This is a genomic window from Methanoculleus thermophilus, assembly GCF_001571405.1.
GTDB classification, from domain to species: domain Archaea; phylum Halobacteriota; class Methanomicrobia; order Methanomicrobiales; family Methanoculleaceae; genus Methanoculleus; species Methanoculleus thermophilus.
Genome location: NZ_BCNX01000016.1, coordinates 1 through 21,519, shown reverse-complemented (window position 1 = coordinate 21,519; position 21,519 = coordinate 1). Strand labels below are relative to the sequence as shown.

The 21,519-nt window shown below is 59.1% G+C and carries 18 protein-coding genes; 3 read left to right on the top strand and 15 right to left on the bottom strand.

The genetic code is table 11. The features are described from left to right. Positions 1-293: 293 nt before the first annotated feature. From uvrB to uvrA, 3 genes are read right to left on the bottom strand one after another with little or no spacing between them, the layout of a single operon-like run. The gene (gene uvrB / locus MCUTH_RS10925; RefSeq protein ID WP_066958824.1) at positions 294-2,225 is read right to left on the bottom strand and encodes an excinuclease ABC subunit UvrB; all 1,932 of its coding nucleotides are present in this window, start codon (positions 2,223-2,225) and stop codon (positions 294-296) included. Then, positions 2,222-3,772 (bottom strand): excinuclease ABC subunit UvrC, encoded by a 1,551-nt coding sequence (gene uvrC / locus MCUTH_RS10920; protein ID WP_066958823.1) that lies wholly within the window; start codon positions 3,770-3,772, stop codon positions 2,222-2,224. The genes uvrB and uvrC overlap by 4 nt, the downstream gene beginning before the upstream one ends. After that, positions 3,769-6,573 (bottom strand): excinuclease ABC subunit UvrA, encoded by a 2,805-nt coding sequence (gene uvrA / locus MCUTH_RS10915; protein WP_066958822.1) that lies wholly within the window; start codon positions 6,571-6,573, stop codon positions 3,769-3,771. Before uvrA ends, uvrC begins: the two co-directional genes overlap by 4 nt. 185 nt (positions 6,574-6,758) lie before the next feature. On the opposite strand from uvrA, the gene MCUTH_RS10910 reads away from it, so the two are divergent. Then, the gene (locus MCUTH_RS10910; RefSeq protein WP_066958821.1) at positions 6,759-7,484 is read left to right on the top strand and encodes a DUF5591 domain-containing protein; all 726 of its coding nucleotides are present in this window, start codon (positions 6,759-6,761) and stop codon (positions 7,482-7,484) included. A gap of 463 nt (positions 7,485-7,947) precedes the next feature. On the opposite strand, the gene rbcL is transcribed toward MCUTH_RS10910, so the two are convergent. The 5 genes from rbcL to MCUTH_RS10885 all read right to left on the bottom strand — a co-directional run bounded on the left by rbcL (position 7,948) and on the right by MCUTH_RS10885 (position 12,950). After that, positions 7,948-9,240: a type III ribulose-bisphosphate carboxylase gene (gene rbcL / locus MCUTH_RS10905; protein WP_066958820.1), complete on the bottom strand. Its 1,293-nt coding sequence runs from the start codon at positions 9,238-9,240 to the stop codon at positions 7,948-7,950. A gap of 1,141 nt (positions 9,241-10,381) precedes the next feature. Beyond that, entirely contained in the window at positions 10,382-11,071 is a 690-nt protein-coding gene (locus tag MCUTH_RS10900) for a TfuA-related McrA-glycine thioamidation protein (RefSeq protein ID WP_066958819.1), read from the bottom strand. Further along, positions 11,031-12,245 (bottom strand): YcaO-related McrA-glycine thioamidation protein, encoded by a 1,215-nt coding sequence (locus MCUTH_RS10895; protein WP_066958818.1) that lies wholly within the window; start codon positions 12,243-12,245, stop codon positions 11,031-11,033. Before MCUTH_RS10895 ends, MCUTH_RS10900 begins: the two co-directional genes overlap by 41 nt. Beyond that, positions 12,242-12,658: a molybdenum cofactor biosynthesis protein MoaE gene (locus MCUTH_RS10890; RefSeq protein WP_066958817.1), complete on the bottom strand. Its 417-nt coding sequence runs from the start codon at positions 12,656-12,658 to the stop codon at positions 12,242-12,244. The genes MCUTH_RS10895 and MCUTH_RS10890 overlap by 4 nt, the downstream gene beginning before the upstream one ends. Positions 12,659-12,671: 13 nt before the next feature. Beyond that, positions 12,672-12,950: a ubiquitin-like small modifier protein 1 gene (locus tag MCUTH_RS10885; protein ID WP_066958816.1), complete on the bottom strand. Its 279-nt coding sequence runs from the start codon at positions 12,948-12,950 to the stop codon at positions 12,672-12,674. Positions 12,951-13,372: 422 nt separating this feature from the next. Here MCUTH_RS10885 and MCUTH_RS10880 point away from each other — a divergent pair, with 422 nt between their 5' ends. Beyond that, positions 13,373-14,401, top strand: a complete 1,029-nt coding sequence (locus tag MCUTH_RS10880; RefSeq protein ID WP_066958815.1) for a GNAT family N-acetyltransferase — start codon at positions 13,373-13,375, stop codon at positions 14,399-14,401. Between the two features lie 14 nt (positions 14,402-14,415). Here MCUTH_RS10880 and MCUTH_RS10875 read toward each other — a convergent pair whose 3' ends face one another. The 7 genes from MCUTH_RS10875 to MCUTH_RS10845 all read right to left on the bottom strand — a co-directional run bounded on the left by MCUTH_RS10875 (position 14,416) and on the right by MCUTH_RS10845 (position 21,077). After that, a complete protein-coding gene (locus MCUTH_RS10875; RefSeq protein ID WP_066958825.1) occupies positions 14,416-15,123 on the bottom strand; it encodes a PIN domain-containing protein in 708 nt (235 codons plus the stop codon). 275 nt (positions 15,124-15,398) lie between these two features. Continuing rightward, positions 15,399-16,820: a COG1470 family protein gene (locus tag MCUTH_RS10870; RefSeq protein ID WP_066958814.1), complete on the bottom strand. Its 1,422-nt coding sequence runs from the start codon at positions 16,818-16,820 to the stop codon at positions 15,399-15,401. Between the two features lie 4 nt (positions 16,821-16,824). Further along, positions 16,825-17,940: an ABC transporter permease gene (locus tag MCUTH_RS10865; RefSeq protein ID WP_066958813.1), complete on the bottom strand. Its 1,116-nt coding sequence runs from the start codon at positions 17,938-17,940 to the stop codon at positions 16,825-16,827. A 2-nt stretch (positions 17,941-17,942) separates the two neighbouring features. Further along, positions 17,943-18,848: an ABC transporter ATP-binding protein gene (locus MCUTH_RS10860; RefSeq protein ID WP_066958812.1), complete on the bottom strand. Its 906-nt coding sequence runs from the start codon at positions 18,846-18,848 to the stop codon at positions 17,943-17,945. A 434-nt stretch (positions 18,849-19,282) separates the two neighbouring features. Continuing rightward, positions 19,283-20,074 (bottom strand): hypothetical protein, encoded by a 792-nt coding sequence (locus tag MCUTH_RS10855; RefSeq protein ID WP_066958811.1) that lies wholly within the window; start codon positions 20,072-20,074, stop codon positions 19,283-19,285. Further along, positions 20,071-20,367: a hypothetical protein gene (locus MCUTH_RS10850; protein ID WP_224732807.1), complete on the bottom strand. Its 297-nt coding sequence runs from the start codon at positions 20,365-20,367 to the stop codon at positions 20,071-20,073. The genes MCUTH_RS10855 and MCUTH_RS10850 overlap by 4 nt, the downstream gene beginning before the upstream one ends. Continuing rightward, positions 20,364-21,077 (bottom strand): DUF58 domain-containing protein, encoded by a 714-nt coding sequence (locus MCUTH_RS10845; RefSeq protein ID WP_066958809.1) that lies wholly within the window; start codon positions 21,075-21,077, stop codon positions 20,364-20,366. The genes MCUTH_RS10850 and MCUTH_RS10845 overlap by 4 nt, the downstream gene beginning before the upstream one ends. 147 nt (positions 21,078-21,224) lie before the next feature. On the opposite strand from MCUTH_RS10845, the gene MCUTH_RS10840 reads away from it, so the two are divergent. Next, positions 21,225-21,519, top strand: a 295-nt coding sequence (locus MCUTH_RS10840) for a transposase (protein ID WP_201784948.1), incomplete at its 3' end; no start/stop codon positions are given.

Sequence of the window (21,519 nt, the reverse complement as noted above, 5' to 3'; positions counted from 1 at the left end):
CTCGAATCTTAGCAGGATGATGATCGCTCGCCCGGGGTTCCTCTCTGGCGTCATGATCTCCCGTGTGCTTATTGTACAGATATAGGTTGGTGTGACGCGACCCGGGATCCGCCGATCTCCCCTGTCCCCACCCCCCAATGGCGATACCCCCACGGTCCACTGTACCGGTTTTTATTATCGCCTCAACGCACCCTCGCCTAAAACAAGGAAAGTTCCCACATTTCCCGTTGCGGACCCTCTTAGACCCACATTCAACGGCAATTTAGAGCCCTCTCCTCTCAACCCCGGTTCCCCTACTGCCGCTTCCCTTCCTGCAGCCTCCTGATCGTATCGCGAAGTGCAATCGCCCGCTCGAACTCCAGGCGTTCCGCCGCCTCCCGCATCTCGGCCTCGAGCTCGATGATCAGGTTTGGGATCTCGGACTTCGGGACGTGCTTGACATCGGTGATATCGACCTCTTTTTCGCGGATCGGCTTTCTGATCGTCTGCGGCGTGATGCCGTGGCGGGCGTTGTACGCAAGCTGCATTGTGCGCCGCCGCTCGGTCTCGGCCATCGCCTTCTTGATCGAGTCGGTCATGGTGTCGGCGTAGAGCACGACCTTCGCGTTCGCGTTCCGGGCGGCCCGCCCGATGGTCTGGATCAGGCTTCTTGCGTCGCGGAGGAAACCCTCCTTGTCGGCGTCGAGGATCCCGACGAACCCGACTTCAGGGATATCGAGGCCTTCCCGCAGGAGGTTGATCCCGACAAGGACGTCGAACTTCCCGAGGCGGAGCTGGCGGATGATCTCGGTCCGTTCGAGTGTGTCGATCTCGGAGTGAAGGTAGCGGGTCTTGATTCCCTGGTCGGCCAGGTACTCCGTGAGTTCCTCGGCGAGCCGTTTTGTGAGGGTCGTCAGGAGTACACGGTCGCCGCGTTCGATGGTGGTGCGGATCTCCGCTACCACGTCCGGGATCTGCCCCTCGATCGGCCGGACCTCAACCGATGGATCCACGAGCCCCGTCGGCCGGATGATCTGCTCGGCGACGCTCGAACGCTTCAGTTCGTAGTCCCCCGGGGTCGCCGAGACGAAGATGACGTTTCGCATATACTCCGAGAACTCATCGAACTTCAGCGGCCGGTTGTCGAACGCCGAGGGAAGACGGAACCCATACTCCACGAGAGTCTTCTTCCGCGAGTAATCGCCGCGGTACATCCCGCGGATCTGGGGCAGGGTCTGGTGGCTCTCGTCGATAACCATCAAGAAATCCTTCGGGAAGTAGTCCAGCAGGCAGTAGGGTTTCGCGCCGGCCGCTCTCCCGTCGAAGTGGCGCGAGTAGTTCTCGATACCCTTGCAGGTCCCGGTCTCGCGGATCATATCGATGTCGTAGAGGGTCCGCTGCCGAAGGCGATGCGCCTCGAGCATGCCGAGATTCGGGAGCCATTCCTCGAGCTCCTGCTCGATAGAGGCGATTGCCCGCTCTTTTACTTCGTCTGGAACGACGAAGTGCCTGGCCGGGTAGACGAAGAAGTAGTCCATCGTCTCCAGCCGCTCTCCCGAGGTCTTATCGATCTCGCTGATACGGTCGATCTCGTCTCCGAAGAGCTCGATACGGATGATGTTGTTGAAGTAACCGGGGATGATATCGATGGTATCGCCCTTTACGCGGAACCGGCCCGGCATGAGTTCAAGATCATTTCGCTCGAACTGGATATCGATGAGTCTCCTGATGATATCGTCCCGCCGCATCCGATCGCTGACCTTCACCTCAAACCCCATCCCCTGGAAGTTCGCGGGGTTCCCGAGACCGTAGATACAGGAGACCGAGGCGACAACGATGGTGTCGGGGCGAGAAAGGACCGATGCGGTGGTCGCGAGGCGCATCTGCTCGATCTTGGGGTTGATCTGGGCATCTTTCTCGATGTAAAGGTCGCGCTTCGGGATGTAGGACTCTGGCTGGTAGTAATCGTAGTAGGAGACAAAGTACTCCACCCGGTTCTCGGGGAAGAACGACTTAAACTCGTTGTAGAGCTGGGCCGCGAGGGTCTTGTTGTGGGCGATGACAAGGGTGGGCATCTGGACCTCCTCGATGACATTTGCTATCGTGAAGGTCTTCCCCGACCCCGTGACCCCGAGAAGAGTCTGGTACTGCTCGCCGCGATTGATTCCGTCGGCGAGTTGTCGGATCGCTTCGGGTTGCGAACCGGTTGGCTTAAAATCTGCTTTCAGGTGAAACGCCGTCGTCATGGTGCTATCGTCTTCTTTCGCAGGTTCCTATGATACGTGATCGCAAACCGGTGCGCCTCATCGCGGATCTCCTGGAGGAAGAGCGACGCCCTCTCGTGCCGCTCAAGCGGCAGGGGATGGGAGAAGCCTGGCACGAAGATCTCCTCCTCGCGCTTCGCGATGGCCGCGATCGGGACCTTGATCCCGAGGTCCTTGAGCACCGCAGTTGCCGCCGCAAGCTGCCCTTTCCCGCCGTCGATGAGGATCAGGTCGGGAAGTTCGCCCCCCTCCTTCCGGAGGCGCGTATACCGCCGGCGGACCACCTCGGCAATCGCCGCAAAGTCGTCGATGCCCTCGATCGTCCGTATCCGGAACCGTCGGTAATTCTTCTTATCAGGCTTCCCCCAGAGGAACCGGACCATCGAACCCACCATCGCCGTCCCGGAGAGATGGGAGATATCGAAGCACTCGATCGCGACCGGGAGTTCCGGGAGGTGCAGTCGGCGTTTGAGCTCGTCCAGTTTGATCCGGTCGCCGAAGAACGCAATCTCGACATTCTTTCGAACCAGGTCGAGCAGATTCTTCTTCTCGCCCCGCTGCGGCACGATCACCCTGACTTTGCCGCCCCGAAGGTGCGAGAGGTAACTGGCGACCGCATCGTCGACCGGAACGGGCAGGATCACCTCTTCCGGCGGCTCGTGGTCGGCGTAGTAGCGGGCGAGGAACTCCTCAAGAAACCCTTCCGTCTCATCGAAGGTATACTCGCGCTTCCCCGAGAGCGTTCCCCGGTCGACGTTGAAGAGCATCAGATAGACCGTTCCCTCGCTCACGATATAGTTGACGATATCCTCATTGTAGGTCTTCTGCCGGTCGACGTGCTGGCGTTCGCGCAGGCTCTCGAGGGCCGCAATCTGGTCACGGAGTTCCATCGCCCGCTCGTACTCCTGCCGCTCTGCATGTGCTGCCATCTCCTCCCGGAGCGTACGGATGAGCCCGGTGATATCTCCTTTGAGGACCGCTTCGGCCCTTCTCACCCGCTCACGGTAGTCCTCCTCGCTGATCCTTCCTGTACAGGGGGCGCTGCACGAGCCGATATGCGCCCGGAGACACGGACGCCGGGGGAGGCGGCGGCACGACCGGAGCCCAAAGAGCGATTTTAGCAGCCTGAGGAGGTCGTCACGCTCTCGGGCGGAGACGAACGGCCCGTAATACCGGCCGTTCCCGTCAGTCCCCCGGGCAACATGGACTCGCGGGTAGGGCTCGTCGGTGACGTGAATGTAGGCGTAACTCTTCGAGTCCTTGAGGTCGATGTTGTACTTCGGCTGGTGCTTCTTGATCAGGGTGTTCTCGAGGATGAACGCCTCGACCTCGGTATCGGTGACGATGAAGTCGATCCCGGCGATCGCGGCGACGAGCCTTTTGGTCTTTGGGTCGAGGTCGTTTCGGGAGAAGTAACTCGACACGCGGCGCCGGAGATTCTTTGCCTTCCCGACGTAGATGATGGTCCCTGTGCTATCAAAAAAAAGGTAGCAGCCGGGCTCGGTTGGAAGGGTCTGGGTCTCGATCATGGTGATTTTAAGATTTCCTTTAAGAACGCACCCGTGTGGCTCCTCTCGACCAGAGCGACCTCCTCCGGGGTTCCCGTAGCGACAATCTCGCCGCCGGCGTCCCCGCCTTCGGGGCCGAGGTCGATGATGTAATCGGCGGACTTGATGACATCCAGGTTGTGCTCGATCACAACCATCGTGTTCCCGCGGGCCACCAGATCATCGAGGACGCTGATCAGATTCTTCACGTCTTGGAAGTGCAGCCCGGTCGTCGGTTCGTCGAGGAGGTAGATCGTCTTCCCTGTGGCCCGTTTTGAGAGTTCCCGGGTCAGTTTGATCCGCTGGGCCTCGCCGCCCGAGAGGGTGGTGGAACTCTGGCCGAGTTTGATGTAGCCAAGCCCCACCCTTGAGAGCGTCTCGAGTTTGCTCCTGATCGAGGGAACGTTCTCAAAGAGTTCAATCGCCTCCTCGACGCTCATATCGAGGACATCGGCGATGGATTTGCCCCAGTATTTCACCTCGAGGGTCTCGCGGTTGTAGCGAGTCCCTTTGCACTCCTCGCACTCGACGTAGACATCGGGGAGGAAGTTCATCTCGATCTTGATGAGCCCCTCGCCCTGGCAGGCCTCGCACCGTCCGCCTTTGACGTTGAACGAGAACCGGCCGGGATTGTATCCACGGACCTTCGCCTCCTTGGTCTCCGCAAAGACCTTCCGGATCTCATCAAAGACCTTGGTATAGGTCGCCGGGTTTGAGCGCGGCGTCCGCCCGATGGGGCTCTGATCGATGACGATCACCTTATCGATCTCGTCGTCGAGCGTGAGGCTCTCGTGCTCTCCCGGTGGCTCCCGCGACTTATAGAGCCTCTGCATCAGCGCCCGGTAAAGCGTCTCGTAGATGAGCGTGGACTTCCCCGAACCCGAGACCCCGGTGACGACCGTCAGGACGCCGATGGGGATATTCACATCGATATTCTTGAGGTTGTTCGCCCGACAGCCCTCAAGACGGATAAACCGGTCGCTCCGCCGGCGGGTCTTGGGGACCTCGATCTTGAGGTCGCCGGAGAGGTAGCGACCCGTGAGCGAGGCCGGGTTTGCCGCGATAGCCTCCGGCGGCCCTTCCGCGACGACGTTGCCGCCGTGGAGCCCGGCCCCGGGTCCCATATCCACGACCCAGTCGGCGCTCCGGATCGTCTCCTCGTCGTGCTCCACCACGACAAGAGTGTTGCCGAGGTCGCGGAGGTGCTGCAGGGTCTCGAGAAGTTTCCTGTTGTCACGCTGGTGCAGCCCGATGGAGGGCTCGTCGAGAACGTAGAGGACCCCGGTCAGGTTCGACCCAATCTGTGTCGCAAGGCGTATTCTCTGGGCTTCCCCGCCGGAGAGGCTCCCGGCGCTCCGCGAGAGTGTCAGGTAGCCGACACCGACCTGCTCCAGGAACTCAAGCCGGGCGATGATCTCTTTTAGGATCTGTCGTGCAATCTCGCGCTCGCTCTCGGTGAGGTCCAGCGTCCGGAAGAACGAGAGCGCTTTCGTGACCGAGAGGTCGGTTACATCGACGATGGACTTCCCGGCGACCTTCACGGCGAGGACTTTATCTTTGAGTCTTTTGCCCCCGCACTTCGGACAGGGGAGGACCCGCATGAACTTCTCGAGTTCGTGACGCCGGTATTCTGACTTGGTCTGGTTGTAGAGCCGCTCAGCCTGCGGGGCGAGCCCTTCCCAAGTCCCGGAACGCGACCATGTGTCCCCGTTCTTCATCCTCATCGAGAGGCGGAGGTGCTCGGGTGAGCCGAACATCAGCACCTGGTACTGCTCCTCGGTGAGGTCTTTGATCGGTGTTAAGACCGAGAACCCAAAGTGTTTTGCGACGGCGCTGAGGTACTGATTCCGGTAACCGTCAAGGAAGTTCCGGTAGAGCGCGACGGCGCCTTCGGCGATGGACTTGCTCTTGTCCGGGATGATCAGGTCGGGATCGAACTCCATCTTGATCCCGAGCCCGTTGCACTCCTCACAGGCGCCGAATGGGCTGTTGAAGGAGAACATCCGGGGCTGAAGTTCCTCGAACGCAATCCCGCAGATCGGGCAGGCCATGAGCGCCGAGAAGATCTCTTCGTTGCCGTCCTCGTCGAGAGCGATGACGAGTCCTTCGGACTTCGCAAGGGCGTTCTCGATCGCCTCGACGAGTCTTGACCGCTCGTCAAGAGAGAGACGATCGATGACCAGATCGATGTCGTGCTTACGGTAGCGTTCAAGGGTGATCTCCTCGTCGGTCCGGTGGATCTCGCCGTTGACCCGGACGCGGGTGTAGCCCTCGCGGTCGAGGTCCTTGAAGAGCTGCTGGTAAGTACCCTTCTTCTGTCGGACGATCGGGGCGAGGATTGTGACCGTCCCGGCCATCGTGGAGGCTATGCGGTCGGCGATCTTCTCCGGTGACTGGGCCTCGATAGGGATATGATGCTCCGGGCAGAACGGCGTCCCTATCCGGGCGAAGAGGAGCCGCAGGTAATCGTAGATCTCGGTGACGGTGCCGACGGTACTCCGGGGGTTCTTGGAGGTCGTCTTCTGCTCGATGGAGATTGCAGGCGAGAGGCCGTCGATGCTATCGACGTCCGGCTTCTGCATCAGCCCGAGAAACTGCCGCGCGTAGGCGGAAAGCGACTCCACGTAACGTCGCTGCCCTTCGGCATAGATGGTATCGAAGGCAAGCGTGGATTTCCCCGATCCGGATACACCGGTGAGGACGATGAGCCGGTCGCGCGGGAGTTCGACACTAATATTGTTGAGGTTGTGCTCCCGGGCTCCCTTGATGATGATCTTCTTCATTGACTTATGCAGATCAGTTTGTCGTCTGACCTCATAGCCGTTTGCGGATCATAAAATTTAAATAAGCATAATTAGCCAAGCCCGAGACGCGGCTGAGCTGGAGGACGTACCGTCAAACCCATTGCAGGGCCACTCTTTTTGGTTTTCCCGGTCCAATCTGTATATACAAGAAAGGGATCGTTTTTATGCAGAAGGATCGGATGAGGCCGGGTGCGACGGGGAGCCACCGTGTCGTCGAGGTTGTGCAGGACAGGCATGGGAATCTGATCGAGATATACGACCCGCCGTTCTACCGTAAAGAGTTCGAGGATGCGTATCGGTTCATCATCGACGACTACCAGGTGACACCAAGGGAGATCGGCCTCTTTCTCCCCTGCGCCGTGCGGAAACCCTACAGCCAGAGCCCGAGCCACAAACTCTTCCGGCGGATCATCGATGGCGTCCTTGCCCCGGAGGACTACCATATCGTCATCTTCGGCACCTGCGGAACCGTCCCTGCGGAGCTCGAGTGCATGTATCCTTACCAGAACTACCATTACATGCTCGGCAAGACCACGGACGAGCGGATCCGGCGGGACTTCCACCGGATCGAGGTTTACCGGCTCAAAGGCTACCTTGAGAAGACCCGCGAGACCTATCGCCACAGGCTTGCCTACTGCATCGGGCCGTTCCGGAAGGCCATGGTCGAGGCCATGGAGGAGACCGGGATCGCCGTCGACCTCCTCCCATCTGATCCCATGATCGAGCGGCTCTACGACATCGACTGCCCGTTTCCTGAAGGCAGCCTCTCGATGCAGGGCTACATCGACGAATTCCGCGAAGGGCTTGAGAGGCTGGCTGAGAAGATACACGCCGGGGAGACGGCGGCTCTGGAAGGGAGCACTGAACGGCACCGGCCGGTGAGGGCGTGAGGGGATTCAAAAATGTGTCCCTTCGTAGTGGAATCACCACCTGGTGGTCAGACTACTTGAAAATTTCATGCGGCACTTGATCATCCCCGCCCCTGCAGCGGGGGCAATTCGTGGTGATACCTAGGGAAATCGGGTGGAGGCTACGCAGTTGTGTCAAGGCTGCCCTGGAAAATCAGGACTGTTTTCCATAAAAATTGTGAGTGAGTTAGAATTCGTCCTTCCGAGATTCCGGGCCCGGCTTTCCATGGGGTATCGCCAAGAGGGGGGTGGGGACAGGGGAGGGGGATACTCCCCCCTCCCCGTCAGCCCCTCCCCAAAATACGATTGCCACCACAGTCCACTGCACGGGGCTTTTTCCCCGCTTCAGTCACCCAGTCCATCGTGGCTTACTCGCAACTTCAGGCTCGTACGCTAGATATTTACAGTTTACAGTCGTTCAATCGAGATAGTATTCGAATCCCCTTCACTTCGGCTTATAATACCCCCACTTCTCCAGCGCCTCCGCAAGTGCGGGAGCCTTCTTCGCCTTCTCCTCGAGCGTCTCCCCATCCTTCCAGGCCTCGATCGCCTGCATGACCGCCTCGGCGCCCGCCCGGGTGCCCTTCGGGTGGCCATGGATGCCGCCGCTGACAAGGAGGACGAGTTCTGTGCCGTAGATGTCGAGCACGTCGGGCACAAGCCCAGGGTGGAGACCGCCCGACGAGACGGGGAAGGCATTCTTGATCTTGCCCCAGTCCTGCTCAAGGGCCATGTGGTCGACGGCGTTTATGTGCTTCTCCCGGAGAATGTCCGCGAGCAGCGTGGCCTCCGCCCGGGTGCCGACCAGTTTCCCGACAGCGGTTCCGGTGTGGATCTGCGAGACACCGATAAGGCGCATCACCTTCGCCAGGAACTGCATCGTGATCCCATGCTTCTCGGTCCGATCGAAGGCTGCGTGCATCGCCCGGTGGGCATGGATGGCAAGCCCGAGATCGGAACAGTAGTCCCGCAGGGTCGCAACAGCCGCCGTCCCGGCGACCACGACGTCGATCATCGCGTAGTTCCAGCCGTAATCGGCAAGCATCTCGGCCCGTTTCTTCATCGTCTCCGTATCGGCCGTGATGTTGATGAACGCGGACTTTCTCTCGCCGGTCTCCTGCTCGGCCCGATCGCGCATCTTCGCCATCGCCCGGACACGGTCCTCGAACCGGTTGAACGAGAGGGACGTCAGGTTCTCATCGTCCTTGACGAAGTCGAATCCGCCCATCCAGGTCTCGTAGCCGACCTCGGCGTGCTCCTCTGCCGTGAACCCCACCTTCGGTTTCGGGACCGCACCCGTGAGCGGCCGTCCACGGACCTTCATCATATCCCGGATCCCCTCGATGCCGAAATGCGGCCCCTTGAAGTGACGGAGATACTCAGCCGGGAGAGAGACATCGATCAGGCGGAGGTTGTCAAGCGCTTTCATCCCGAAGACGTTCCCGGCAATCCCGCTTAAGAGCTGGGCGGCATTCCCCTCCTCCCAGAGGGCGAGCGGATAGGCAATCTTTACGTAGTTCCCCTCGATCTCAAACGCCTTCGCCTGGAGAGCCCGCATCCGGGGAGGCAGAGTAAAGAGCGTGGTCCAGGTCCCGGTCGAACTCTCGGAGGCGATTCTCCCCACCGCCTCCTCGCGGCTGATCCCTGCCGCCGGCTCGAAGTAGTAGAGGGCTACAAGTTCATCCGGCCCAGGAGTGTGGTCTAAGTCAACAAACTCACGATACCAGTCAATCGCCATAACATCACCCTTTGAAGGAAGGGGTGCCGGGTAGAAAAACCTTCCATTTGGAGCAGGGCATGGCAGGTCCGCACCAGCCCATCTTGCGCGAGACACCGGTTTTATTTCTCTGCAGGTCCAGACGGCGCGCCCATGAGAAGGACCACCCGGACTACGATGCGAGGCGTTACCCGAACAAAGAGGCACGCCGCGACCGTATCGGGGGATTGGCCAGGCTGCTCTCCCTTGAGCGTTCAGGGTAGCGGGAAAGAGGGTTATTGCTACGAATGCCAATTTTTGTTATAACAGGTAAACATTATTATATGGTGAATTCTTACTAATACGTGGCCAGGCGACGATGGAACCTGCCTGCGCCTCGTCCGTCCTACCCCGCAGTGTGTTACTGCACGTCCTACCTGTACCCAATCTTTTTTTGACGCTCACTCGGAGATCCCATCGAGAACCTTCTCGATCCTATCCACCTTCGCCTCAATCCGCTCCAGCGATGGCTGATCTTGCCGGGTCTGGTCCTGCCGTTTCTGCTGCAGCATACCGTGCAGGGGTGGTGCCCGCCGCTTGAGGTCTTTCGCCGGCTGGATTCCGTACGAGGAGAGAGATCGACCGGGAGAAGTACGCCCTGAAGATGCTGCGCAGCGACTTCGCGAACCTCCCCTCTTGACTTGGTGTGTTCACCGGGAAAGCGTGTTAAAGCAGGACTTCGGGCAGCAGAAGTATGGAATGGATAGCGCCCAGGAAGAGATCCCCGGGGCGTACCGCCCCGGGGGATCCTTTTGTGTGGGTCAGGGAGATGGGTTGCAGGAGAGCCGCTCAAAAGGGGGTCAATCCCCCCTGATATGCTTATCTCCCCACTGGTGGTGCTGGAGCAGGATGCACCCGGTCAGGATACCGATTTCAGGCGGGAATAGATCTGCGTGGGTGCCATGAGTCTGGTGCTGCCTGTACCCGGTGCATCCTGGGTATCTTTCTTGAGTACATCCCTGTGTGGTCCAGTCAGGGAGCTGTTCCCGGCTATCAATGGGTACCGGGGTTACGACGGAGATGATGGAAAGGGTCGCCCCGGGTCCCGGCTGCTCTCTTCTCCCCCGCGGTGGGAGAAATTCCCCACCGCCACACAGAACTCAACCCGGGGAGAGATATATTCCTACGGCGCTCCGGGTGGGAGCGTTGAACCGGCCGGTTCAACGCCTTCGGTGATATCTCTGATGTATCGGAGCGCTAAAATAGCGTCTTCCCGTTTCCTGTCGACGGGATGCTCTTCGGCAAAGGCCAGGAATCGAGCGAGATCTTTTGGGTAGGCTTTTCCTTCAGCGGCCTCGACGATCGCATCGTAGGTCCGGTCGGGGAAGTAGAGCCCCCGGGCCGCGTCAAGGAGCGCCTTGGCTGCATCGGCCCCGATCGCGCCGCACTCAAGCGCCCGCTGAATTGTCGCCCGGATGTTCACGAGCGGCTCCGAGAGCGGCACAAACGTCTCGGGGTCGAAAAGAAGCGCCACCTCGTCGTCGGCGACGAGCCTCCCATCCCGATAGGCCCGGTAGATCTCCCCGACGCCCTCCATTCCAAGACTGTCCAGTTCTGCGGCCCGGAGCGCTCCCATACTGGAGGCGCCGACGACCCGTACCCCGGCCCGGAGCGCGGCAAGGACCTCACGATGGGCGACCGCGCAGTCCTGGAAGAAGACGCCGTCGATGAGCCCGATGACCCGTGCCCCATCTTCGACGGCCCGGGTTATGTCGCCCCGTTTTGCCGGAGGGCGGTAATCGGCGTCGAGGATCTCCCGGGCGGCCGCAAGGTCACAACTGGGACCGAGAAAGACGACGACTCCGCGCTTCATGGCACCTCCGCCCCATCCGGTCCTGATCCATCGCATACATCTCAAGCCCCGGAACAATCACCCGGACGACCGGAATCCCGATCTCCGGTCGGGTGAGGTCGACCACGATCACCCGGGAGAGCCCCGCACTCTTCAGGCGGCCTATAACATGGTTGATGTCGGTGAGGAAGTCATCGCTGTCAAACGAGGGCATGGACGAGAACTCGATCGTCTCGCACTCAGCGAACCAGTGCCGGTTCAGCCGCTTCGTCCGCTCGTATCCGATCTTTTTACGGATGTCAGCCTTATCGGTATCTTCCCTCGCACCGTGAATCTGCGTCAGTCTGCTCTGCGCAACCTCCGTGAGCGCCCGGAGGACCGCAATATAGGCGCTCGTGTGCGACCCCATCCCGATCGTGAGAAGCGTCGGATCCTTGAGCACCACGTCGTCGGCCACTGCGGCCACCGTGGGGATCCCGATATCGCTCGTGATGTCCTTGAGGGTGACCTCGACCCCGGCGGCCGCGAATTTCGCAAGCAGATCGGCAGCAAGGCCGTTATCGATCCCCTCGATCCGGGGACCGGTGTTCCGGGTCACCTCCACAAGTGACCAGGCATCACGCTCGACCACCTCCATCAGGGCGTGGAAGGTCGCCTCCTCGAGGGTGTTTCCTGAAGCAAGCCCGTTCGTGTTGGTCCTAAAGAGGCGCCCGTAGGTCACCGGGAGGGGATGAAAGACCGCATGAGCGGGAACAAGCACCTCTTCCTCCTGAACGATATCGTACCCCTCAACCCAGGGGATTGCCATATCAGCCGGAACCAGGGGAGGGAGGATCAGGTCCTCAGGATTGATCGCCGTCCTCTCTGCCGAGACCTCGCTGTACCGCCCGATGATGGTCTCCCGATCCCTGATCTCACTGGAATAGCGCTCGATCCCCTCCATCATCGCCGAGACCTCAGCCTCAACCGGGGTGGCGCCTTTACCGTTATAGACCGAGATCGCCCCCTCCTCGGCGGTCGGCCGGATGCTCGAGAAGACCGGGATTCCAATCCGGTCGAGGTTCGTGATATCGGCAACCCGGGTGATCCCGGCTGCCGGGAGTCGCGCCCGCGCAAGCCGGAGCGTCTCTTCAGGCGGGACCGTGCGCTGGGTCTCCCTGATGTAAGCCTTCCGACACGATTGCAGCCGAATCATGCGTCATCCCCGGTTGATTCGCCCGGAACCCAGCGTTCACCCTCGCTCCTGATCTCCTTCTTCCAGATCGGCACACTCTGCTTGATCCGCTCAAGGATATACTCACAAGCATCGAAGGCCTCCTTCCGGTGGCCGGCGCCAACGACGATGAGGAGAATATTCTCGCCGACCCGGAGCCGTCCAATCCGGTGGACGATCTCGACGGCCCCAATCGGGAATTTCCGAAATGCCTCGTCCCGGATCGCCTCAAGTTCTTTAACCGCGACCTCCTCGTAGGCTTCAAGTTCCATCTCCTCGATCCCGCCGTCATCCCTGACGACGCCGAGGAAGGTGACCAGGGCGCCCATATCGGGCCTCCTTATCTGGTCGATAACTGCATTGATGTCAAAGTTCTCCCTTGTTACGCTGATCATGCTAATACCTTCGTCATCCGCCCGCAACCGGCGGGAAGAGCGCAACCTCGTCGCCATCGGCGAGCGCGAGCGTTGCGGCTTCGGTGCGCCGCACACGCTTGCCGTTGTGCATCAGTATCACGTATTCCCGGAGTCCACCACTCTCATCAAAGACTGCATCGCCTTCTTCTCCGGCACGGCCCCGGAGCGCGGCGAGAACCGCCGCCATTGTCGCCCCGTCGGGGAGATCGATCGCGAGGTCGCCCCCGAGGATCTCCCGAAACCGGGCGAAAGTCCTGACCCGAATCTGCATTCTTTTCTACCTCGTTTCAACACCGAACGCTCCCACACGCTCTGCAGTCTTCCTGCCGCTCGGCCGCCAAGGTCGTCATGGCAGCAGCCCATCCATCCCGGACAAGGAGCCGGTCGGTGAGGAGGAGGCCGGTGCCGGTGAGATCGCGATCTGCCGCCGATAGCGCCCCAGTTCCCGATCCGTAAGCATCCCAGGTCTGTCCTCCTATGCGGCGCGCAAACAGGGCCCTTGCGTCCGCAACGGATACGCTTGTTATGTGGTGTCCGGGGCAATTTGAAGATTGTGATCCCTCAAACCTGCCCCGAGTCGGTTCGGCGAACACGATAGCCAGGCGAGATCGGTCCTCGGGAGAAACGTATATATGACAGGTCATGAATATTCCCCCAGAATCAACATAAATGCTGAATGGGGGGAGTGTGACCATGACGACGGAACTTATCGAAGACGGCGACGTCTGGGATACTTTTGTAGATGAGAGCGCTTCAGGCCGCCTCTTCCACAAATGGGACTTTCTGAAGATTACGGAGAAGCACACCGGCTTTCGATTTCTCCCCTACGGGGTCTTTAAGGGCAACGAGTTGATCTGCGTCTTTCCGCTCTTTGAAAAGCAGATACACGGGTTCAACGTCCTCCTCTCCCCACCTCCTCTCCAATCGGTAGTACCGTATCTCGGGTTCGTTATGGGTCGCCGTTACGACACTGCCAAACAGAGCAAGAAGGAATCGATGCTGGCAATTGTTGCGAAAGACATCAAGGAAGAACTCGCGGCTCTGGCTCCGAACTACCTCGCCATAACCCAGGTGCCGGGATTCATCGACGTCAGGCCTCTTCTCCGGGAGGGGTATAACGCGCGGATCCATTTCTCGTACGTCATCGACCTTGAGCCGCAGCTTGCGGAGATCTGGAACGGCTTCTCCTCGAACCTCCGGACCAAACTCAGAAAAGTAGAGAAGAACGGCTACCGTCTCGAGAAGAGCACCGACCTCTCGGTCTTCTACTCCAGGATCGCAGAGCGGTTCAGTGAACCAGAGATGAACATCCCGATGATCAGCCGGACCTACTTCGAGGATCTCTTTCGAGCGTACCCCGACGAGCTCGGACTCTACTACCTCTACGACGGCGACGACGTCGTGACGGGTTTGCAGGCCACCCAGGAGTACAAGATCTTCACCCTGTGGGTGGGAGCCCCAAAGATTACAGCATTGCCGGGGAACGAGTATCTTCAATGGCTCCTCCTCCAGAAGGCAAAGAAAGAAGGATACCGGAAGATGGAGAATATCGGGGCGAACAACGAGAACTTGAACCTCTTCAAGTCCAAGTTCAATCCCTCCCTCACCCTCTTTCTGGAACTGAGCCGGGAGGACCTCTTCGGCAGGATTGCCCGGTGGACCTACAGCACCATTGCGAGCAAAGGCCCGATGAAGCGCAAGGTTCTCGCATACATCGAGTGACAATCTGAGGCGCCCTACCTCCCGGCCTCCTCTTCCCAGCCTTCGAACCTGATCAGCGCCTGGGACGGGGGTCTTTCGATGAGCCTCAAGGCATCGGATATCCTATCGGTGATTGTGAGGTTGCTTTTGGTCCTCTCCCGGTATTCCTGCACGAGATAGGCGGTGTGGTATTGGTATGTCCGATCGCGGGTGACAAAGACCAGGTCCTCCCCAAGATTCTCCAGAAGCGTCTCCCAGATGAGTTCGTCGCCGATGGTCTCCGTTCCGGTAGACTTGGGGGGATTGCCGAGGAGTTTTCGACGGTGAGCCCGGTTGACGAGTTCTTCCGTCCGACGAAGAATTCGCACGGCCGGATCACCGGTGAGCTCGGTGAAAGCCCGGGCCACCGGATCAGCGAGTAATCCGGTAATCATATCCTGGATGTCGTTGTAGAGGGCGTCAGCAGCACGGTTGTACTCCTCCCCGGCCCGTTGCAGCACTGCAACGTTCGGGTTCCCCCGTATGATGGACGGCAGGCGGACCTCCTCGGTCTCCCATCTTCGTATGGTATCTGCGACCCGGTCGAGAACTTTTGAGCGGTTGCGGAGGAACTCATCGATGATGATATCGGGAAAGACGAGATGCTCTTTAAGTGCCCCGATATCAAGGAAGATCTCCATTGGATCCTCGCCAGATTCATAGAGCTCGATAAAGAGGTTCGTGTCAATGCACACTGCAGTCATGCTGGTGAATGATGCCACAAGATTGGGATAATGGTTTCCCGGATAGACATCTGCGGTAGCGTGAGACGCTATATTGAGTAATGCATCAAAGATTACGACTGCTAATTAGCCCATTAACACCGCACTGAAAGACTGTAATCATATCGAGGCGCTCAACCGCCGGGATAACCTTTGAAGGGACCGGTGAACTCGGGGCTGATCCTTCGCTTGGGATTTCTGACACCTGAGGAGACAGACTTGATTTGGGCGAAAATAGAGCAGGGGGAGGCTCGACCTCACCGCCGCCCGTACTTCCTGAACATATACCAGAGCCCCGCGGCAACTCCGACCATCACCAGGAGGCCGAGCAGCGCGACGTAAGACTGCTCCTTCACAACAATCCGGTACTCGTCCTCTCGTTCAGCCTGATCGCTCTTCACTACGGCGATGATCTTGTACTCCCCGGCGACGATATCAGCCGGCGGGACCACCGTCACCTTCAACGTTGCCCGCTCGCCGGGCCCGAGGCTCGCGACCGATGCCGGGTCGACGGTCACCCGCCATCCATCCGGCACGCTCATATTGACATCGATGTTTGTCAGTGTTCCCCCGATACCAACGTTCGAGACGGTCATATCGAATGTGAGAGTGTCACCGCGGTTGATCTCATGGCGGTAACTCTTGGTGTAGGTCCGCATGTCGTAGGAGCCGCGGAGCCGGAGCGTCAGAATCTCCTCATACTCTCGGGCGGCCGAACCGATCACCATTGTGAAATTGTACTCCCCAATATCGACCGAGTAGGGTGGGATGAGATCGAGATAGAGAGACTTCTCCTCACCGGCCGGGATGTAGATCTCGGAGATCTCCTCGGGGGTATCACGGCTCTCCTTGAACCGGGCATACCACTGCTCAGGGAGGTCGAGGATGGAGAGAGTGTAGGTGTCATCGTTTTTGCCGGTGTTCTTCAGGATCATCTCATACTGAGGATTTGCACCAACCGTCGCTACCCTGGAGGGAGATTTCACCCGGAGTTCAGCGAAAAAGTTCTCCTTATCGAGCGGTACAATCCCAAGATCAGTCGTCCGGCCAATCTTGATATCAACATTCTTCTTCTCCCATGGGCGATATCCTGGTTTGGTGACGGTGGCGGTATAGGTGCCCATCGGGACCCCAATGCTCACCTTGCCTTCGGCGGTCGTGAGCATCCCCTCGACCCGTCTGTCGCCGTCGTAGATGCTCACCTCGGCGCCCTTCACCACGTTACCTTCCTTGTCCACCACAGTAGCCTCAAGGGTTCCAGTCTCGCCGCTGTGGGTCTTTGTGATCTTGACATAGAGCCATATTGTGCCCGTGCCGATTCCAACCCGGATGGGATACTCCCCAACCGCGGCATGGCCGGAGGTCTCGACCACCAGTCGAACGGTCTTCGTCTCGCCGGCTGGAATCAGCATTCGATAGACCTCGCGATCACCGTCCTCAAACCTGATCTTCCAGTTGTCGGTGCCGCGGAAGGTCCAGTAGTTGAGAAGGCACGTCCCGGTGTCTCCCCGGTTCGTGACCTCAAGGTCAAAGACGGCGGAATCACCGGCTTCGATCATCTCGCCGGGGAAGTCGCACCGGATCTCCGTTGGCATTGTCCCGCCCCCTGTTGCGGCCGCCGCACCCGAAACAATCAGGGCGGCAAGGAGGAGGATTACAAAGATTTTCCTGTCGGCCACCTTCTCACCTGATATCCATCCTCATAAATTTCACATACGTCACGGCGAAGAAGACCGACGGGAAGACGATGAGCGCGGCGATGTTCATCCAGACCCGGCCGAGGGCTTCAGCAAGACCAGGCGTCTCCTCTGGTGCCATACCGGAGTTATAGAGCGCATCTATAGTCGCCGTGATCTGTGGGTTCGTCACCGCCATCGCGATGGTGTAGTAGTTCATCTGGGGGGAAATGAGGGTTGTAAGATCGCTGATTAACATCCGTTTGTCTATGTAGTTCCGCAACTCCTCCTCATACTCTCTCCACACCTGATCCTCGGACCCCACCTGGACCACGCTTTGAGAAGCACTGCTGACGAAATACCCCCCGCCGGCTGTAGCTGAGACCGATCTCCCCACGATGGTCGGTATCAGGCCCACCTCCGGCGGCTCGGGCGGGTCGCCGACGAGCACATCTGCGGCCACCGTCCCGAGCAGGGGTAGAAGCGAGGAGACGGCAAAGAAGATGACGAGGGTGTAGATCAGGGCGTTCCCGCTCTCGCGGGCGACCGTCGACATCATGAGCGCGATGGAGAAGTAGGCAAGCAGGAACCCAAGCGAGACCGCCCCGAAGATCAGTATGGCGGCAAACTCCTCCAATGTCGGGACGATCGAGAAGAGAAGGAGCATCGCAAGCGAGATAGCAAGCGCAAGAACCATGGCAAACCCAAGAGCACCAACGCCCCCGAGTGCTTTGCCGTTGATGATCTCATCCCGGTAGAGGGGATGGGAGAGGAGCGTCTTTAGCGATCTGGTCTCCTTCTCTTTTGAGACCAGGTCAAACCCGATGGCGATGGCAAGGATCCCACCAAGCGTCGTCATGTAACTCATCATAGAGTTGAAGATAAGCATGATCGAAGGTTTCTCGGGCATCCAATTCACGTATGGGCTATCAACCTCGAGCTCCTGCATGTACTGAAGCTGCTGGTTGTAGGACTCAAGCATGTCGTTGTAATATCCAATGCCGGTATGCATCCCGATCGCTGATATAACGAGAAACAGTACAAGGATAATGACGAACCGCCTACTGGTGATATGGTCGGAGAACTCTTTCCGTGCTACGTTGAGCAATCTATCAAGCGCCATACTTACCTCCGATAGGCTGCCATGAAGACGTCCTCAATATCGGGTTCTTCAAGGTGCATCTCCCGTATGTGCACGCCCTGTGAATAGAGACTCTCTACAAGCCTGTCCCGGATGTCAGCCATCGCCAGGATAACCGCACGGCTCCCGTTCCTCTCAATGGAGAGAATCCCGGGATCCTCGATCGCCGGCAGGCGCTCGGGGGTCTCGACGATGATCCGGACGGCATCACCATCCGATGGCGCGAGCGCCCGGGCAACCTCCTCCAGCGTACCCTGTGCAACGAGTTTCCCTTTTGCGAGCAGTCCTACGGTCCGGCAGACTTCTCTGACCTCGGAGAGTATATGGGAAGAGACGAAGATCGTCTTTCCTTCATCGGCGAGGTGTTCAACGAGTTTCCGGTATTCACGGACGCCCTCGGGATCGAGGTTTGCCGTCGGTTCGTCAAGGAAGAGCACTTTAGGGTCGTTGATCAATGCCTGAGCAAGCCCAAGCCGCTGCTTCATCCCGCGGGAGTACTCTCCGGCCTTCTGGGTGACGCCGTCGAGATGGACGAGTTCAAGCAGTTCTGCTATTCGCTCTTTCCGCTCCCTTGAATCCATTCCGTAGAACCGGGCGAAATAGTCCAGGTTCTGCTCGGCTGTCATGTTCCCGTAGAACCCTACATCTTCAGGGAGGTAACCGATGATCTCCTTCACCCTCAGCGGGTCTTTCGCGACTTCGATCCCATCAACCAGGCACCGCCCACTGGTGGGCTCGATCATACCGGTGAGCATCAGGATCGTCGTGCTCTTCCCCGCTCCGTTCGGACCAAGGAATCCGAATATATCGCCTTCATCAACCTCAAGGTCAAGGCCGTCGACGACCGCCTTGCCGTTGTAAACTTTCGTGAGATTTTCTGCCTGTATCATTTCATCACACCCCACCCGGTCGGCCTGGAACGCCTTACTGCAGGCTACGACATACTCTTATTAACGTTTTCTGTGACACGCGTCTACACATCGAGGGAGGAAGCTCGATTTCAGCCGTTGTGGAACTGCTGTTTTTCAGAATGTCGCGGAGAATCTGTCGTAGATCCAAAGACTGCCCGTGTGCCGGCCTCCGCGCGGTTTAAGCCGCTGAATTGACACGCACGCAACAGAAACAGGGTGCCTATCCAATTTGCGTTCGACATAGGATTATCGGCAGGAATGGAGGGATTAAGCGATGATATACTGCAAAAAAGAGCCTACACGTTCAGAGGCCCCAGCGTAGACAATCCCGCAAGACTGATCCCTGCAGAGAGACAGAGAAATCGACTTTTGTGGCTCCGATCCGCAGCGCTCTAATCGTGGGATGGACCCGATCAGCCCAAGACTCCAGGACCCGGACCTCCGGCACTCTCCGGGCGAAGGATAACCCGGAGGCTCTTTCTCCTCTCGTCGAGAGCAACATGCTCGATCTTCGTTGGAGTTCCTATTCCAATCGCCGCGATCGCAGCAAGCAGGCTGCAGATCGGGCAGCCAACCATGGTGCAGCACTTCGGAGAGACTTCTCGGATCGCCTGGCAACCGGGAACGAGGTGGTAGTCGTTCAAGGTGACGATGATATTTGCGCCGTCCCGGGCCGCCGTCGTCTTTCCGGAAATCTCCAGGAGGGTATCACAGACCTCCTCTATACACGCAAGAAGACCCTCGTTATCATCCTTAGGGATCTCAAGAGCATACTTATCCTGCAGGTGCCTAAGAAGCGGGGTGCATACCGGGACAAGCCGGACGGCACACCCATCCTCCCTGGTTATGTAGGAGTAATCGCCCCCGACCGTCACCGGGGGGGCACTGGTGACCGGGATGATCTCGACAACGGTCCCATCCTCCTCCGGGATGAACCAGGCATCACCCTGGACCCCGAGGTCCGCACAGAGCGTCGCGATGCCGATCGTTCCCTGGGCAGGGAGGAGAGCGGCAATCTCAGGGCTGATGGGCTCACCCTTGTGGAGCGCAAGAAGAAAGACTCCAGTTATGAAGCAGCTTGCCCCAGCTAGGACGAGAGTCGCAGTGGTGATGTCACCCCGGCCGGTCGCGGTCGCGAGAGCAAGGAGGCCAACGGCCGCGATGATCAGGCTGAAGGCTCCCGAGTAGAGATTGTTCAGGGTCATGTATCACCTCCCGCCCACCGGGTCAGCCGATAGTCCCGGAAGGCGAGGATGAGATAACCGCAGCCCAGAGCGGCCGCGAGAACGAGAAGAGGAAGATATACCGTGCCGCTCATCGCGAGCAGGACAGCAAATAAGGATACCCCGACGGCGAAGGTCAGGTAACCCCGCAAGTTGCCGAGGAACACGGCAAGGATGACCATCTGGAGGATGAGAGCGGCCACGACATTGTCCGCGGCAACGACGAGGACCTCGCCGGTGCAGAGCAGAAGGAACCTCCGGTCGAACCCCATCATAACACCTCCACGGCATCGACCCCCATGATCGTCCCGGCGCCGGCGGGTGCCTGGAGGACGACCCGCATCCCCCGGACCTTCGCCTCGTGGATGAACTGGATAAGGTGACTTTTATCGCCTGGTTGGAGGAGTGAGAAGATCCGGACCTCAGCAGCGCCCGCCTGGGAGAGGGCTCCCCGTATTGCCACCGTGAAGGGCATAGGTTTCTCCACCGCAAACGCCGAGAGGATGTCGCGGAGCCTCGCATGATACTCCCGATCACAAGGATCTGCCCCTGCGCCGGGATGACGCACCCGGGCAGCGAGAGCAGCTGGCCCAGGCGCCCGGTAGAGGTAGGTGCGGGGTTCGAACGGGAGAAGCCCACTGAAGGCCGCGAGAGCCTCCCGGATATCCTGGATCCGGGAGATGAACCTGACGATCTCAGGACCCGCGACGACCAGGAGCGAACAGTCATTGCGGGCGGCGATCGCACCCTCGACGGCGCTCGAGATCGCCATCATGAACCGGGCAAAGATCTCAGGGTCGCCCGTCCGCGCCGGGAGGTCGACAGAGATGAGGGACACACCGCCCTCGAGTCCTGTCGGCTCACGGACATACAGGGTGCCGCGCTTCGCCGTGATCTTCCAGTCTACCTGCCGGGGGTCGTCACCCGAATGGTAGGGCCGGAACCCGCGAATCTCTTGGCTGGTAAGCGCAGCCTTCCTGTCCACCCTAGTATCCTCTCCACGAACTCCCTGACCCCAGCTGACTCTTCTACTCACCAATGGGAAGATGAAGAGGGGTAGCGTAACGAAAGTTCTGTAAAATTGAATTGGCCCTGGATCCAACCTAGATTTGGACAAAGGAGAAACAGGGCCATGGATCCCTTAGCGTTAATCGAAGATTATCTTTCCGATCAGGAGAACGGCATGAAGACGCTCATCACCTGGTTCCTCAACCAGGTGATGCTCCAGGAAGCTCTCCAGCAGGCAGGAGCCGCCCAGTACGAACGCACCGATGCGCGGAAAGCGCATCGAAACGGTTACAAGGACCGATCCCTCAAGACCCGATACGGGGAGACGATCCTCCGGAAACCGCAGTTTCAGGAGTTCCCGTTCGAGACACAGGTCTTTGGACGGTATGCCCGGGTGGAGAAGGCTCTGGTGAATGCAA

Coding starts and splice junctions, on each gene's coding strand:
- uvrB (WP_066958824.1), bottom strand. CDS start 2,225: ATGACGACGGCGTTTCACCTGAAAGCAGATTTTAAGCCAACCGGTTCG.
- uvrC (WP_066958823.1), bottom strand. CDS start 3,772: ATGATCGAGACCCAGACCCTTCCAACCGAGCCCGGCTGCTACCTTTTT.
- uvrA (WP_066958822.1), bottom strand. CDS start 6,573: ATGAAGAAGATCATCATCAAGGGAGCCCGGGAGCACAACCTCAACAAT.
- MCUTH_RS10910 (WP_066958821.1), top strand. CDS start 6,759: ATGCAGAAGGATCGGATGAGGCCGGGTGCGACGGGGAGCCACCGTGTC.
- rbcL (WP_066958820.1), bottom strand. CDS start 9,240: ATGGCGATTGACTGGTATCGTGAGTTTGTTGACTTAGACCACACTCCT.
- MCUTH_RS10900 (WP_066958819.1), bottom strand. CDS start 11,071: ATGAAGCGCGGAGTCGTCGTCTTTCTCGGTCCCAGTTGTGACCTTGCG.
- MCUTH_RS10895 (WP_066958818.1), bottom strand. CDS start 12,245: ATGATTCGGCTGCAATCGTGTCGGAAGGCTTACATCAGGGAGACCCAG.
- MCUTH_RS10890 (WP_066958817.1), bottom strand. CDS start 12,658: ATGATCAGCGTAACAAGGGAGAACTTTGACATCAATGCAGTTATCGAC.
- MCUTH_RS10885 (WP_066958816.1), bottom strand. CDS start 12,950: ATGCAGATTCGGGTCAGGACTTTCGCCCGGTTTCGGGAGATCCTCGGG.
- MCUTH_RS10880 (WP_066958815.1), top strand. CDS start 13,373: ATGACGACGGAACTTATCGAAGACGGCGACGTCTGGGATACTTTTGTA.
- MCUTH_RS10875 (WP_066958825.1), bottom strand. CDS start 15,123: ATGACTGCAGTGTGCATTGACACGAACCTCTTTATCGAGCTCTATGAA.
- MCUTH_RS10865 (WP_066958813.1), bottom strand. CDS start 17,940: ATGGCGCTTGATAGATTGCTCAACGTAGCACGGAAAGAGTTCTCCGAC.
- MCUTH_RS10860 (WP_066958812.1), bottom strand. CDS start 18,848: ATGATACAGGCAGAAAATCTCACGAAAGTTTACAACGGCAAGGCGGTC.
- MCUTH_RS10855 (WP_066958811.1), bottom strand. CDS start 20,074: ATGACCCTGAACAATCTCTACTCGGGAGCCTTCAGCCTGATCATCGCG.
- MCUTH_RS10850 (WP_224732807.1), bottom strand. CDS start 20,367: ATGATGGGGTTCGACCGGAGGTTCCTTCTGCTCTGCACCGGCGAGGTC.